Annotated in this window: 11 protein-coding genes, 1 tRNA gene and 1 pseudogene; 2 read left to right on the forward strand and 11 right to left on the reverse strand. The window is 68.3% G+C overall.

The features are described from left to right. Positions 1-7 precede the first annotated feature (7 nt). The 10 genes and pseudogenes from CFN78_RS13655 to CFN78_RS13700 all read right to left on the reverse strand — a co-directional run bounded on the left by CFN78_RS13655 (position 8) and on the right by CFN78_RS13700 (position 11378). Positions 8-274, reverse strand: coding sequence for a hypothetical protein (locus tag CFN78_RS13655; protein WP_094863148.1), 267 nt, complete (start codon positions 272-274; stop codon positions 8-10). 197 nt (positions 275-471) lie between these two features. After that, positions 472-545: transfer RNA gene (locus tag CFN78_RS13660), tRNA-Ile, on the reverse strand. Positions 546-615: 70 nt separating this feature from the next. Further along, positions 616-1362, reverse strand: a complete 747-nt coding sequence (locus tag CFN78_RS13665) for a DUF3566 domain-containing protein (protein WP_094863149.1) — start codon at positions 1360-1362, stop codon at positions 616-618. 31 nt (positions 1363-1393) lie between these two features. Continuing rightward, positions 1394-4024 carry a DNA gyrase subunit A gene (gene gyrA / locus CFN78_RS13670; RefSeq protein ID WP_094863150.1) on the reverse strand — a complete coding sequence of 877 codons (2631 nt, stop codon included), beginning with the start codon at positions 4022-4024 and terminating at the stop codon, positions 1394-1396. A 55-nt stretch (positions 4025-4079) separates the two neighbouring features. After that, positions 4080-6047 carry a DNA topoisomerase (ATP-hydrolyzing) subunit B gene (gene gyrB, locus CFN78_RS13675; RefSeq protein WP_094863151.1) on the reverse strand — a complete coding sequence of 656 codons (1968 nt, stop codon included), beginning with the start codon at positions 6045-6047 and terminating at the stop codon, positions 4080-4082. Positions 6048-6222: 175 nt separating this feature from the next. Beyond that, positions 6223-6750 carry a DciA family protein gene (locus CFN78_RS13680; RefSeq protein ID WP_094863152.1) on the reverse strand — a complete coding sequence of 176 codons (528 nt, stop codon included), beginning with the start codon at positions 6748-6750 and terminating at the stop codon, positions 6223-6225. A gap of 193 nt (positions 6751-6943) precedes the next feature. Beyond that, positions 6944-8101 carry a DNA replication/repair protein RecF gene (recF, locus tag CFN78_RS13685; protein WP_094863318.1) on the reverse strand — a complete coding sequence of 386 codons (1158 nt, stop codon included), beginning with the start codon at positions 8099-8101 and terminating at the stop codon, positions 6944-6946. Positions 8102-8164: 63 nt separating this feature from the next. Further along, positions 8165-9064 (reverse strand): annotated as a pseudogene (gene gnd / locus CFN78_RS13690) (phosphogluconate dehydrogenase (NAD(+)-dependent, decarboxylating)); the annotation flags it as partial. Positions 9065-9092: 28 nt separating this feature from the next. Beyond that, positions 9093-10226, reverse strand: coding sequence for a DNA polymerase III subunit beta (gene dnaN, locus CFN78_RS13695; RefSeq protein WP_094863154.1), 1134 nt, complete (start codon positions 10224-10226; stop codon positions 9093-9095). Between the two features lie 732 nt (positions 10227-10958). Continuing rightward, positions 10959-11378, reverse strand: a complete 420-nt coding sequence (locus CFN78_RS13700; protein ID WP_094863155.1) for an SRPBCC family protein — start codon at positions 11376-11378, stop codon at positions 10959-10961. A 79-nt stretch (positions 11379-11457) separates the two neighbouring features. On the opposite strand from CFN78_RS13700, the gene CFN78_RS13705 reads away from it, so the two are divergent. Next, positions 11458-12054 carry a CGNR zinc finger domain-containing protein gene (locus CFN78_RS13705; protein WP_094863156.1) on the forward strand — a complete coding sequence of 199 codons (597 nt, stop codon included), beginning with the start codon at positions 11458-11460 and terminating at the stop codon, positions 12052-12054. Between the two features lie 29 nt (positions 12055-12083). Here the strand turns inward: CFN78_RS13705 and dnaA are convergent, their stop codons facing one another. Then, positions 12084-13658 carry a chromosomal replication initiator protein DnaA gene (gene dnaA / locus CFN78_RS13710; protein ID WP_094863157.1) on the reverse strand — a complete coding sequence of 525 codons (1575 nt, stop codon included), beginning with the start codon at positions 13656-13658 and terminating at the stop codon, positions 12084-12086. A gap of 541 nt (positions 13659-14199) precedes the next feature. On the opposite strand from dnaA, the gene rpmH reads away from it, so the two are divergent. Beyond that, positions 14200-14337: a 50S ribosomal protein L34 gene (rpmH, locus tag CFN78_RS13715; RefSeq protein ID WP_094863158.1), complete on the forward strand. Its 138-nt coding sequence runs from the start codon at positions 14200-14202 to the stop codon at positions 14335-14337. The last annotated feature ends 24 nt before the right edge of the window (positions 14338-14361 follow it).

Genomic DNA, 14361 nt, shown 5'->3' on the forward strand with positions numbered 1-14361 from the left:
CGGGCGATCAGCGGTCGCGGGGGTGGGACTCCCGTTCGCGACGGGATCGCCGTACCGAGCCATACCGCGACCAGTTGAGCCCGGCGAGCACGCTGAGCGTGACCGCGCCAAGCCAGACGCCGCTGAACGGGCGGTCCATTCGAGACGTGAATCCGATCGCCAGAAAACAGACCGCACCGACCGTCATGCCGATCGCGGCGACGAGGAGCATGCGGATCTGCCGAGGCGTCATCGCGTTCGGGTCAGGCACCCAGACCGGTCGCTTGCCCTCCATACAGGCCACTGTCCCAGCCCCTCCCGGAGCCGACGTCGCCCAGCGACGTACGGCAGTACCCGTTTGCTGGTCCAAGCGAGACGCCACCGCCCCGTCAAGGTGAGGAGCTCGCACCGTGGGGTCTGGGGCTCGGCCCCAGAAACGAAAAACACCCGATCAAGTCCGCGCCTTCCGCGGACATGACCGGGCGAATCGGGTGGGCCTACCAGGACTTGAACCTGGGACCTCTTCGTTATCAGCGAAGCGCTCTAACCGCCTGAGCTATAGGCCCTCGAACGACGAGAAGATTACCCGACACCGGATGGGCCGCCGTCAGCGGGTGGCCCATCCGGCACGGGTGGCTACTCGCGTTCGGAGAGGGTGACCTCGAGGCCGCCTGCCAGGTCCGCGGAGACGTTGTAGATGAACGCCATGACGGTGGCGAGGGCGGAGATGAGGACGATGTTGATGGCGCCGAGGATGGCGGCGATGCCGAACACCCGGCCGGCACTGATCAGTGGTTCGACCGGAGCGCCTGCCCCTTCGCCGGAGACCAGCGAACTGTAGGTGCCGTTCAGCTTCTCCCAGACGCCCATGCCGTCCAGCACGGTGTAGAGCACGCCGACGGCGACGAGCCAGACGAAGAACATGGCGACGCCGAGGACGAGCGCGAGCTTCAGCACCGACCACGGGTCGAACCGTTTGATCTGCAGGCTCGCCCGGCGTGGACCGCGGCCGGGGCGCCGCAGGGCCGAGGGCGCGGAGCGGCCCCTGGCACCGGCGTTCGCAACGCTCACTGTCTCTCGCTCCCTCTCCCCGGCCGGCGCCGCGCCGCGGTGACTCTCCTCGTGCGCGATCGTCCTGGTGGCGCCGTTGTCACCGTGGCCGCCGAACAGGGCGGCGGACCCGCCGACGATGGTCTGCTCGGCCTCGGACGGCGGCGTCGCCCGGTCCGGGTAGGCGGCGTCGTCGGCCGGTAGCTCTCCGGACGAGTGCGTGTCGCCGTCTTCCCTGGTCAGACGCTGCCACGGGGGCGGCGTATCCGTGCCGGATCCGCCTGCCGCGGGGCCGCCACCGGCTCGCCGTTCGGGATTCTCGGGTGGTGTCACGAACTCCTCAGTCCCTGCTTCGTCGTCGTTGTTACTCCGACGCACTCGTCTCGTCGTTGTCGCCGGCATCCGTCTCGGCTGCCTCTTCGGCGGCTGCTTCCGCTTCCGCCACCTCGGGGTCCACCACGGAGGCATCGACCACGGAGGCGTCGACCACGACGCCCTCGGCGGAGCCGTCCACGGCTTCCGCATCGATGACGTCCGAGGGCTCGTCAGCGTTGCGCGCGACGGCGAGAAGAGTGGTGCCCTCGCCGAGGTTGATCAACCGGACACCCTTCGTCTGCCTGCCGGCCTTGCGCACCTGCTGGGCTGCCGTCCGGATGACGCCGCCGGTGGAGGTGATGGCGTAGAGCTCGTCGTCGATGTCGACGATGAGCGCCCCCACCAGCCTGCCACGTTTCCGGTCGTGCTGAATGGTGAGCACACCCTTGCCGCCGCGGCCCTGTACCGGGTAGTCGTCGATCGGGGTGCGCTTCGCGTAGCCGCCGTCGGTCGCCACCAGCAGGAACTTGTCCTCCGCCACGACGCCGATGGCGAGCAGCTCGTCACCGTCGTTGAAGCGCATGCCGAGCACACCGGAGGTGGCGCGTCCCATCGGCCGCAGCGCCTCGTCGCTGGCGTGGAAGCGGATCGACTGGCCGTCGGAGGAGACGAGCAGCAGGTCGTCGTCGGCGGAGGCCAGCACGGCACCCACCAGCTCGTCTCCCTCGCGCAGGTTGACGCCGATCAGGCCGCCTGAGCGCGGCGAGTCGAAGTCGACCAGCTTGGTCTTCTTCACCAGGCCCTTCTGCGTGGCCAGCACCAGGTAGGGCGCGACCTCGTAGTCCTTGATCTGGATGACCTGGGCGATCTGCTCGTCCGGCTGGAACGCCAGCAGATTCGCGACGTGCTGACCGCGCGCGTTGCGGTTGGCTTCCGGCAGGTCGTACGCCTTCGCCCGGTACACGCGTCCCTTGTTCGTGAAGAACAGGATCCAGTCGTGCGTGGAGCAGACGAAGAAGTGCTGCACGATGTCGTCCTGCTTGAGCGTCGCGCCCTGGACGCCCTTGCCGCCGCGCTTCTGCGAGCGGTACAGGTCGGTTTTCGTTCGCTTGGCGTAACCCGTGCGGGTGATGGTGACGACGACGTTCTCGACGGCGATCAGGTCCTCGACGGACACGTCGCCGTCGAAGGGGATGATCTGCGTACGCCGGTCGTCGCCGTGCTTCTCGACGATCGCCATCAGCTCGTCGCGGACGATGGAGCGCTGCCGCTCGGGCTTCTCCAGGATGTCCTTGAGGTCGGCGATCTCCCGCTCGATCTCGGCGAGCTGGTCGATGATCCGCTGCCGCTCCAGCGCCGCCAGCCTGCGCAGCTGCATGTCCAGAATCGCGGTGGCCTGGATCTCGTCGACGTCGAGCAGTTCCATCAGCGCGGGGCGCGCCTCGTCGGCCGAGGGCGAGCGGCGGATCAGCGCGATAACCTCGTCGAGCATGTCCAGCGCCTTGACCAGGCCGCGCAGGATGTGGGCGCGTTCCTCGGCCTTGCGCAGGCGGAACCGGGTCCGCCGGACGATGACGTCGATCTGGTGCTTCACGTAGTGGCGGATGATCTGGTCCAGGCGCAGCGTGCGGGGCACGCCGTCGACCAGTGCCAGCATGTTGACGCCGAAGTTGTACTGGAGCTGGGTGTGCTTGTAGAGGTTGTTCAGCACGACCTTCGCCACGGCGTCGCGCTTGATGGTGACGACGATGCGCATCCCGCTGCGGCTGTTGGACTCGTCTGCGATGTCGGAGATGCCGGTGAGCTTGCCGTCGCGGACCAGGTTGGCGATGTTCTCCACCAGGTTGTCCGGGTTGACCTGGTAGGGAAGCTCGGACACGACCAGGATCGTGCGGCCCTTGGCGTCTTCCTCGACCTCGACGACGGAGCGCATCCGCACCGAACCGCGTCCGGTGCGGTAGGCGTCCTCGATGCCCTGCGTGCCGAGGATCAGGCCCTTCGTCGGGAAGTCAGGGCCCTTGACGCGCTGCAGCAGCGCGGCGAGCAGTTCGTCGTCGCTGGCCTCGTAGTTCTCCAACGCCCACACGACGCCCGCGGCCACCTCGCGCAGGTTGTGCGGCGGGATGTTGGTCGCCATGCCGACGGCGATGCCGGAACCACCGTTGACGAGCAGGTTCGGGAACCGGCTCGGCAGGACGTCGGGTTCCTGGGTGCGGCCGTCGTAGTTGTCGGAGAAGTCGACGGTCTCTTCTTCGATGTCGGCCAGCATGTGCATGGCCAGCGGGGCAAGTCGCGACTCGGTGTACCGCATGGCGGCGGCCGGGTCGTTGCCCGCCGAGCCGAAGTTGCCCTGTCCGTCGACCAGCGGGTACCGCATCGCCCACGGCTGCGCGAGACGGACGAGCGCGTCGTAGATCGACGAGTCGCCGTGCGGGTGGTAGTTGCCCATCACCTCGCCGACGACGCGCGAGCACTTGTTGTACCCGCGGTCCGGCCGGAAGCCGGAGTCGAACATGGCGTAGAGCACGCGCCGGTGCACCGGCTTGAGACCGTCGCGTACGTCCGGCAGGGCGCGCGAGACGATCACGCTCATCGCGTAGTCGATGTACGAGCGCTGCATCTCCTGCTGGATGTCGACCGGCTCGACCCGGTCGTGCTCCGGCGGCAAGGTTTCCGTCATCTCGTCCTTCTGGTGTGGACAGTCCGAAGTGGACAAAAGTGCTGCCTGGGCGGGACTAGACGTCCAAGAAGCGGACATCCTTGGCGTTGCGGGTGATGAACGAGCGGCGCGCTTCGACGTCCTCGCCCATCAGCACGGAGAACAACTCGTCCGCGGTCGCCGCGTCGTCCAGGGTGACCTGGCCGAGCAGCCGGTGCGCCGGGTCCATGGTGGTGTCCCACAGTTCCTCGGCGTTCATCTCGCCGAGACCCTTGTAGCGCTGGATCGCGTCGTCCTTCGGGAGCTTGCGGCCGGCCTCGGCGCCCGCCTTGACGACGGCCTCGCGCTCCCGCTCGGAGTAGACGTACTCCGGCTCCGCCCTCGGCCACTTGATCTTGTACAGCGGCGGACGGGCGAGGAAGACGTGACCGTGTTCGACCAGCGGGCGCATGAAGCGGAACAGCAGCGTGAGCAGCAGCGTGCAGATGTGCTGGCCGTCGACGTCGGCGTCGGCCATCAGCACGATCTTGTGGTACCGCAGCTTCTCCAGGTCGAACTCGTCGTGGATGCCGGTGCCCAGCGCGGTGATCAGCGACTGGACCTCGTTGTTCTTGAGGACCTTGTCGATCCGCGCCTTCTCCACGTTGATGATCTTGCCGCGGATCGGCAGGATCGCCTGGTACATGGAGTCGCGGCCTTCCTTGGCCGAACCGCCCGCCGAGTCACCCTCGACGATGTAGAGCTCGCATTCCTCGGGCTTGGTGGAGCGGCAGTCCTTGAGCTTGCCGGGCAGGCCGCCGATGTCCAACGCGCCCTTGCGGCGCACCAGGTCGCGGGCCTTGCGCGCGGCCATCCGGGCCTGCGCGCTGGAGACGGCCTTGTTGATGATCGTCTTGGCCTCGGCCGGGTTGCGCTCGAACCAGTCGGCCACCCACTCGTTGGTGGTGGTCTGCACGAAGGACTTCGCCTCGCTGTTGCCCAGCTTGGTCTTCGTCTGGCCCTCGAACTGCGGTTCGGCCATCTTGATGGAAACGATCGCGGCGAGGCCCTCGCGCACGTCGTCGCCGGTGAGGTTGGTGTCCTTCTCCTTGAGCAGCTTCTTGTCGCGCGCGTAGCTGTTGACCACCCGGGTCAGCGCGGCGCGGAAGCCCTCCTCGTGGGTGCCGCCCTCGTGCGTGTTGATCGTGTTGGCGAAGGTGTAGACCGAGGGCGTGAACCCGTTGTTCCACTGCATCGCGACCTCGACCTGCAGGCCGTCGCCCTTCGCCTCGAACGAGACGACGTTGCGGTGGATCGGGTCCTTGCTGCCGTTGATGTGCTTGACGAAGTCCTCGAGCCCGCCCGGGTAGTGGTAGGTGACCTCCTTGACCCTGGCCTGCTTGCCCTCGGCGTCGGCCTCGGTCTCCTCGTCGGCGACCCGTTCGTCGCGCAGGGAGAGGGTGAGTCCCTTGTTCAGGAACGCCATCTCCTGGAGGCGGCGGGAGATCGTCTCGAAGTTGTAGGTCGTGGTCTCGAAGATCGCGGCGTCGGCCCAGAAGGTGATCGTGGTGCCGGTGTCGGCGTCGGTGCCGAGATCCTCGAGCTCACCGGGGAGCTGGTCGGTGTAGACCTGCCGGTAGCTGCGGCCGTTCCGCTTGACCTCGGCCAGCAGCGTGGTGGACAGCGCGTTCACCACGGAGATGCCGACGCCGTGCAGACCACCGGAGACCGCATAGGAGTCGCTGTCGAACTTGCCGCCCGCGTGGAGCTGGGTGAGCACGACCTCCATGGTCGGCTTGTGCTCCTTGGGGTGCATCTCCACCGGGATGCCGCGACCGTCGTCGACGACCCGGACACCGCCGTCGGCGAGCAGGGTGACCTCGACCTTGCTGGCGTAACCCGCCATCGCCTCGTCGACGGAGTTGTCCACGACCTCCTGCACCAGGTGGTGGAGACCACGTTCGCCGGTGGAGCCGATGTACATACCGGGGCGCTTGCGTACCGCTTCGAGACCCTCGAGCACGGTGATGGATGACGCGTCGTATTCGTTCTTCTTCGCTGTCACCGGCTTGTTCTCTCCTCTGTCTCGCCCATAGGACGCTCGCTACCGCGCAAGTCTACTTGGCCACGTCCGCTCACATGCACCAAGGACACCCCTGGTTTCGCCAGAGAGCCGCGAAATCGAACCCGGACGAGTGCGAATGTGGCTCCCGGTCACAAAGTGGCGTTTCGGGGCCTTTCTAGCCGTATGTGTCGCGAGGGCCACGGCCCGACACATGCCGCGGTCCCTTCCGCCAGCTCGGAGCGCTCGGCCCCTGGATCCGCATCCGCTTCACGACGCCGTGGCCGACCTGCGCGGCGATCTTGGCGATGAGCTGTCCCTGCAGGAGCCGGAGCTGGGTCGCCCAGGCAGTCGAGGTGGCCCGCACGGTCAGCTCACCGTCCTTCAGCGACACCGGCTGCGCGTGTTCGGCGACCTCGTCGCCGACCAGCCGGTCCCAGCTACTGAACACGCGCCCGCTGGTCAGCCGGGTGTTCCAGCCGTTCTCGACGGCGATCCGGGAGGCCAGCCTGCCCAGCGGTTGCGGGTCCCGTTCGTCCGGACGCGCGCCCGACCAGCGGCGACGACGGGGGCTCTGCCTGCCCGCGCCGGTTACCCCACCCCCGGTGCGCGGGCGCTTCCGGACACCTGGTTCAGTACCTCTCGCGCCCGCTTTCGCGCGAGCCGCCTCCAGTGCGGATCGAGCAAGATCGCGACCGGTCGCCACACCAGCACCGTCAGCACCACGAGACGCGCCTGTCGCTGAAACCTCAGGCGTCACACTGGCCCCGCCAGATCCGGACGTAAACGCTCCGTTTACCGTGTTATCCACAGTATCCACAGAGTTGTCCCCAGATCGGTGGACAACTCCTGTGTCCGAAGTCACTCCGGGTTGCTGCTTTTGGCGGTTTGTCCCCGATTCAGGCACGGTGTACCTCACCTTCTGACACCGCGTAGCGGATGCCGGACAACTCCTCTGGAACGTCCTCGTCCACCGCGGCCGTCACCAGTACCTGTTCCGCGTTCGCGGCGACCTCGGCCAGCCTGGCCCGCCGGTGGCGATCCAGCTCGGCGAAAACATCATCGAGCAACAGCACCGGCTCGCCGGCCTCGGCGCGCAGGAGTTCGTACGATCCGAGCCGCAGAGCCAGCGCGAACGACCAGGACTCACCGTGGCTCGCGTACCCCTTCGCCGGGGAATCGCCCAGCACCAGGTCCAGGTCGTCACGGTGCGGCCCCAGCGTGCTCACCCCCCGTTCGAGATCCGCCGAGCGCACCCGGCCCAGCGACTCGACCAGGATCTCCATCAACCGGGTCACCTCGGCGCGTTCCCCGCCCGGAACGCCGTAACCCTCCGGAAGCGCATCGCCGAGACTGCACCGGTAGCCGATCCGGGTCGGTAGCGAATCGGGCGCCACCCCGGCGTACGCGGCCGCGGTGTGCGGCGCCAGATCGGCGACCAGGTTCAACCTCCCGGCCAGCAACTGGGCGCCCGCCTCGGCGAGATGGTTGTCCCAGACGTCCAGCGTGGACAGCGCGTACGGATCGTCCCTGCCCTTGCCGCCTCGCCTTCCCGCCGTCTTGAGCAGTGCGTTCCGCTGCCGCAACACCCGTTCGTAGTCGGCACGGACGCCCGCGTACCGCGGCGCGCGCAGTACCAGCAGCTCGTCCAGGAAACGCCGGCGTTCACCAGGATCGCCGCGGACCAGCGCCAGGTCCTCCGGGGCGAACAGAACGGTGCGCAGGATGCCGAGCACGTCCCGCGGACGTCCGACGGCTCCGCGGTTCACCCTGGCACGGTTCGCCTTGCCCGGCGTGATCTCCAGTTCGACGGTCAGCTCCCGCCCCTCGTTCACCACGGCGGTACGCACCAGCGCGCGTTCACAGCCGTGCCGGACCAGCGGGGCGTCGCTGGAGACGCGGTGCGAGCCGAGCGTGGCGACGTAGCCGACCGCTTCGAGCAGGTTCGTCTTGCCCCGGCCGTTCCGCCCGATCAGCACGATCGGCCCGGGTTCGAGTGCCAGGTCGACGTGCTCCCACGAACGGAAGTCGGTGACCTGGAGATGCCGTAGGTACATGACCGGTGCGGACCGGTCGTGAACGGTTCCGGCCCGCGAACGGACCGGCGCCACTCACGACGGCTACTCCGCGACCTTCTTGACCGCGTGGCCGCCGAACTGGTTGCGCAGCGCGGCGACGGCACGCATCGAGGAGGAGTTCGGCCTGCGCGAGGCGAACCTGGCGAACAGCGCCGCGGAGAGCACCGGGGCCGGCACGGCGTTGTCGATCGCTTCCTCCAGCGTCCACCTGCCCTCGCCGGAGTCCTCGACCCAGCCTTCCAGGTCGTCGAGCTCGGGGTCCTCCTCCAGCGCGAGCACGAGCAGATCGAGCAGCCAGGACCGGACGACGGTGCCGCGCTGCCAGCCCTTGATGACGGCGGGCACGTCAGTGACGACGTTCGCCGCCTCCAGCAGCTCGAACCCCTCGGCGAAGGCCTGCATCAGGCCGTACTCGATACCGTTGTGGATCATCTTCGCGTAGTGACCCGCGCCGACGTCGCCGGCGTGCGAGAAGCTCTCCTCCCGCTCGCCCTCGGGTCGCAGCGCGTCGAAGATCGGCATCGCCCGCTCGACGTCGGCGGCCGCGCCACCGACCATCAGCGCGTAGCCGTTCTCCTTGCCCCAGACGCCACCGGAGACGCCGACGTCGAGGTAGCCGATCCCCTTCGTGGCGAGCAGGTCACCGTTGATCTTGTCGTCGGTGTAGCGGGAGTTGCCGCCGTCGATCACCAGGTCCCCTTCGGCAAGCACCTCGCCGAGATCGGCAACGGTCTGCCGGGTGGCCTCGCCGGCGGGCACCATCACCCAGACGATGCGCGGACCGGGCAGCGCCGCGACGAGGTCGGCGAGCGAGCCGACGTCCGCGATCTCGGCGTTCCGGTCGTAACCGACGACCTCGTGCCCGGCGGCGCGCAGCCGCTCGCGCATGTTGAAGCCCATCTTGCCGAGGCCGATCAGTCCCAGCGAAGCCATGCGGATTCCCCTCTCGGAAAAGCGTGTTGCGGGTGGGTCAGCCGGGCAGCCGGACCGGCATCAGCAGGTAGAGGTAACCGGGCACCACGTTGCCCTCGTCGTCGGCGGGCTTGATCAGCGCCGGGCGGTTGGGCGTGGTGAAGGTCAGCTCGGCGCGGTCGGTGTGCAGCGCACCGAGGCCGTCGACGAGGTAACCGGGATTGAAGGCGATCGTCACCGGCTCGCCCTCGTAGTCGACGTGCAGTTCCTCCTCGGCGGACCCCTCGTCGTCACCGCCGGCGGACAACCGCAGCAGGCCCTCGGTGAACTCCAGCCGCACCTGGGTCCCGCGCTCGGCCACCAGCGACACGCGCTTGATCGACTCGGCCAGCGCCGAGACGCCGAGCACGGCGCGGGAAGTGTGCTGCGCGGGCAGAAGCTGGCGGTACGGCGGGAACTCGGCGTCGAGCAACCGGGTCGTCGCGTAACGGCCGGATCCGGACAGGCCGAGCAGTCCCTCCCCGCTGGCGAGCGCGAGCTGGACGGTGGCGCCGCTGGCGCCGAGCGACTTCGCCGCGTCGGCGAGCGTGCGGGCCGGGACCAGGACGGCGGCGTCCGCGATCCCCTCGGCGGGCTTCCACTCGAACTCGCGCATCGCCAGCCGGAAGCGGTCGGTGGCCACGAGCGTCAGCGTGGAACCGGCGATCTCCAGTCGCATCCCGGTGAGCATCGGCAGGGTGTCGTCCTTGCCCGCCGCGACCGCGACCTGGTTGACGGCCTGGCCGAAGGCATCGCCCGCCAGCTCACCCGCGTGCGCGGGCTGGGACGGAAGCTGCGGATAGTCCTCGACCGGCATCGTCGGCAGGCTGAACTTCGCGCTGCCGCAGGTGATCGAGGCACGGGCGCCGTCGACGGAGATCTCCACCGGCTGGGCAGGCAGCGCCTTGGTGATGTCGGCGAGCAGCCTGCCGGAGACAAGCGTGCGGCCGCCGTCGGCGATCGTCGCCGGGACGCCCACGGTGGCCGAGACCTCGTAGTCGAAGCCCGAGACCGTGAGCGCGTCGCTGCTGCCGTCGGATCCGGCATCGAGCAGGACACCACCGAGCACCGGAACCGGCGGCCTGGACGGCAGGCTGCGTGCCACCCAGGCGACGGCGTCGGCGAGCCCATCGCGCTCGACGCGGATCTTCATGCGCGCATCCTTTCGATTGCCGAGCCGGAACGGCCCGCAAGATCGACTTGTCGCCTCGTGGACGGGCAAACGGCTACGGGCCCACGAGGCCAGGGTCCAGTGGCTCCGTCCGGTCTGGGCAGTGCCGGGGCCGTACGGAGTGTGGGCTCCCACGTTAGAACGCGACGGGCCTCGGCGTCATCCGGGTCGTCCGCCTGGTGCGGCCGGTCCGGGGCTGTTGTCCCCAGATCCACAGCTCGCTTGTTTTTCTTTAGAAACTCTCTAAGAAGAAGATTTTGATAGTGACAGTAGTAAGTCCTGTGGATTGTGTGGACGGAGCCGGTTCTCGCTGCTCCGAGCGTGTGGCGGCGTGTGGACACCATGGGTGCGCAACCGGTGGACAGTTCGGCCGATCGGTGGAGAACTTCGGCCGGTCGCGGATCTGTCCACACATGTCCACAGTTGTCCACACGTCTGCCCACAGGTGTGGGGCGATCTGTACCCAGGTTTCGACGGTGGTCCCGGGTGACAGGGATCGCCCTGCCGGGCGATGTGCACAGACTTGTGGGCAGCCTGTGAATGACCTGTGGGCAGCCTGTGGAGAAACCCTGTGGATCGAGCTGTGGACACAGTGTGGATGGCGAAACCGTCCCCATCCGGCTGCTGAGCGTCTGTGTACGGACGCGGCGACCATCAACAATCCATCAACAGCGGTGGACAACTCGTTCATCAACAGGGTCGCCCGGCCGTGGATCACCGGCCCGGAAAGCGGCGTGCGAGTGCGGCGACGACGGCGTCCATGACCGCGCTCCAGTGCTCGCGTTGCCGGGTGCGCTCCTCCGCGTCGGCCATCCGCTCCTGGTGGAAACGCAGCACCGTCCGGTCCCCCTGAGCCGAGACCGCGACCTGGACGGTGGTCTCCCGCTGCCGATCCGCGGGCAGCCAGGTGAGCCGGATGCGGTCGCCCTCGCGGAAACCGCGGATCTCGCCGACCGTGCCCTCGGTCGTGCGGTAACCCGCGCCGCGTACCGGCTCCCAGGTGTCCGTCTCGCCGAGCCAGAGCGTCCGCCCCTCCGGTGACACGAGGAAGCGCCACACCTCCGCTGTCGCGTACGGGATCGTCTTCGAAACGCCGATCTGGAAGCCCGCGTCCTTCGTCCTGCCGACCGTCATGCTGCGCTCCTCGTTCGGCCCGCTCGCGGCGGACGTGTAACCGCTTTAACCAGTATTCAACACCGACTATACTGGTTACATGGAGCGCGGGACAAGATTGCTCACCGGCGGGGACGGCGAGAGCTACCAGTTCGATCCGAGCAGCTTCTGCCTCGAACTGCTGTTGACCGGCGGTCCGGGGCCGTACGAGCGCTACGAGATCCTGCGCCGTCCCGAAGCACTGGTGGAGTGGCTCGGCGGTTCCCGCCTGGCGCGCCGGGCGCCACTGCTGCCCGAACGGTTGCGCATCCGGCACACGGAACTGCGGCGCATCACCGAGTTCCGGGACGCGATGTTCGCGACGATGTTCGCGGTGGCCAACGGGGGCAGGCCCTCGGCAGCGGAGTACGGCTTCATCAACGAGAACGCCGAAGCACCGCCCCGTCCGGAACTCGACCCGGCGACCGGGACGCTCCGCTGGGCCGCACCGGTCACCGGAACCCAGGTACTGGGCGCGGCGGCACGGGACGCGATCGAACTGGTCGGCGAGCGGGCGGACAGGCTGCGCGAGTGCCGGGCGAACGACTGCCGACTGCTGTTCCTGGACACCTCGAGACCGGGCGCCCGGCGGTGGTGCTCGATGCAACGCTGCGGCAACCGGAACAAGGTCAAGGCGTACCGGGCGCGGCAGGACTGACCGTGCCGGCCCGGATCGCCGGCGGCCGGCTACTGACGGGCGCGCTGCTTGATGCGGGAGGTCAGCTCCTGCACCTGGTCGTAGATACGCCGTCGCTCCGCCATCTCCTTGCGGATCTTCTTGTCCGCGTGCATGACGGTGGTGTGGTCGCGGCCGCCGAAGGTCTGGCCGATCCGCGGCAGCGACATGTCGGTCAGCTCGCGGCACAGGTACATCGCGATCTGCCGTGCCGTGGCGAGCGCCTTCGTCTTTCCCGGACCGCACAGTTCGTCCAGCGTCACGTCGAAGAAGTCCGCCGTGACGCCCATGATCGTCGGCGCGCTGATCTCCGGCGCCTGCGAATCCGGGATGAGGTCGCGCAGCACGATCTCCGCCAGCCCGATGTCCACCGGCTGCTTGTTCAGCGAGGCGAACGCGGTGACGCGGATCAGCGCACCCTCCAGCTCGCGGATGTTGGCCTCGATCCGCGCGGCGATGAACTCCAGCACGTCACCGGGTACGTCCAGCCGGTCCTGTGCCGCCTTCTTCCGCAGGATCGCGATCCGGGTCTCCAGCTCGGGCGGCTGGATGTCGGTGATCAGGCCCCACTCGAACCGCGTCCGCAGCCGGTCCTCCAGCGTCTCCAGGCGTTTCGGCGGACGGTCCGAGGAGACGACGATCTGCTTGTTCTGGTTGTGCAGCGTGTTGAAGGTGTGGAAGAACTCCTCCTGCGTACCTTCCTTGCCCTCCAGGAACTGGATGTCGTCCACGAGCAGGATGTCGATATCTCGATAGCGACGCTGGAAGGCGACCTTGCGGTCGTCACGCAGGGAGTTGATGAAGTCGTTGGTGAACTCCTCCGTCGACACGTACCGCACCCGCATACCGGGGAAGAGCCGCTGCGCGTAGTGGCCGACGGCGTGCAGCAGGTGTGTCTTGCCCAGCCCGGACTCACCCCAGATGAACAACGGGTTGTACGCCCGGCTCGGTGCCTCGGCCACCGCGACCGATGCCGCGTGGGCGAACCGGTTCGATGCGCCGATCACGAAGGTGTCGAAGGTGTACTTCTCGTTCAGCCGCGTCTTCGAGGTCTGCGGCTGGGCGGGCGCGGTGTACGGCTGGCCAGCGATCGGCTGGCCGGAGAACGTCGGCCAGATCTCGTGCACGGCCGCGAGCGCGTCACCCTCCTCGTCGACCTCCTCGTCCCCGTCGTCCTCGACATCCGGTTCGGGTGTCTCGGCGCGGGCGGGCGGCGGTGCGGGCGGGGTGACGCCGTTGTCCGTGTGCGGCTCCGGCTCGGCGCGGGGCGGTGGCGGCGGGGTGTACCTGGTGGCCGGAATGGCGGGTGACGGCTGGGCCGGATCGGCCACGTCCACCTTCACGGCGAGCGAGATGTCCCGGCCCAGCCGTCGCGACAGCGCTTCGATGATCGGCTCGCGCAGCGCCCGTTCGATCGCTTCCTTGGCGAAATCGCTCGGCGCGGCGAGCAGCGCGGTCCCGTCGAGCAGCCCGATCGGCCTGGTGACGCGCATCCACGCGCGCTGCTGGGGCGACAGCGTCCCGTTGGACAGTTCGCGAACGACCTGATCCCAGACGACAGCCAGATTGAGCTGGTGTTCGGACACCTACTCCGCCCCTCCCCTCGCCGGCCCCGGCGACGCCCCGGTACCGGCCGTGGCGGCCGGAGCCGATTACGGTGCCAGACTCGGTGACGACCCCGCGCAGCAGGCATCCACATGGTTATCCACAACTGTGCACTAATGTACGGGCCCCATCACGCTCGACGTGCGGGTTCGACGTACGGCCACCGGCGTCTCCCATCGCCGGCGAGCTGAGCACCTCAGCGGGTAACTCGCGAGACGGGAACGCTAACAAGGCGAGCGCCGGTCCCACAAGGCGCTCTCACCCGCAAGCACCGACCGTGTCAGCGTGTCGCGTGTCGGTCGCCCCACCCGTGGTAGTCGAGGGGGCGGTTTCGCCCTCGGCGGGGTCGGTGCGTACTCTCGTAAGGTCTCCCGCTGGCAGCGGGCCCGTTTTGCGTGCCCGTCTTCCTTGCGCCCCGGCGTCGATCGTCGAAGGCCAGGAGACACCACAGACAGATGTGCTGTGCGCAGGACACGCCGTGAGGCGGGTTCCGCGTGGAAGTCGAGAGCAGGAGAACAAGCCGTGAGCAAGCGCACCTTCCAGCCGAACAACCGCCGGCGTGCTCGGACCCACGGGTTCCGGCTGCGGATGCGTACCCGTGCGGGCCGCAGCATCCTCGCCGCCCGTCGTCGCAAGGGCCGCGACAAGCTGTCCGCCTGATCTCGCCGAGCTGCGAGGCGTGCC

The organism is Amycolatopsis antarctica (assembly GCF_002262875.1).
Lineage (GTDB): Bacteria > Actinomycetota > Actinomycetes > Mycobacteriales > Pseudonocardiaceae > Amycolatopsis > Amycolatopsis antarctica.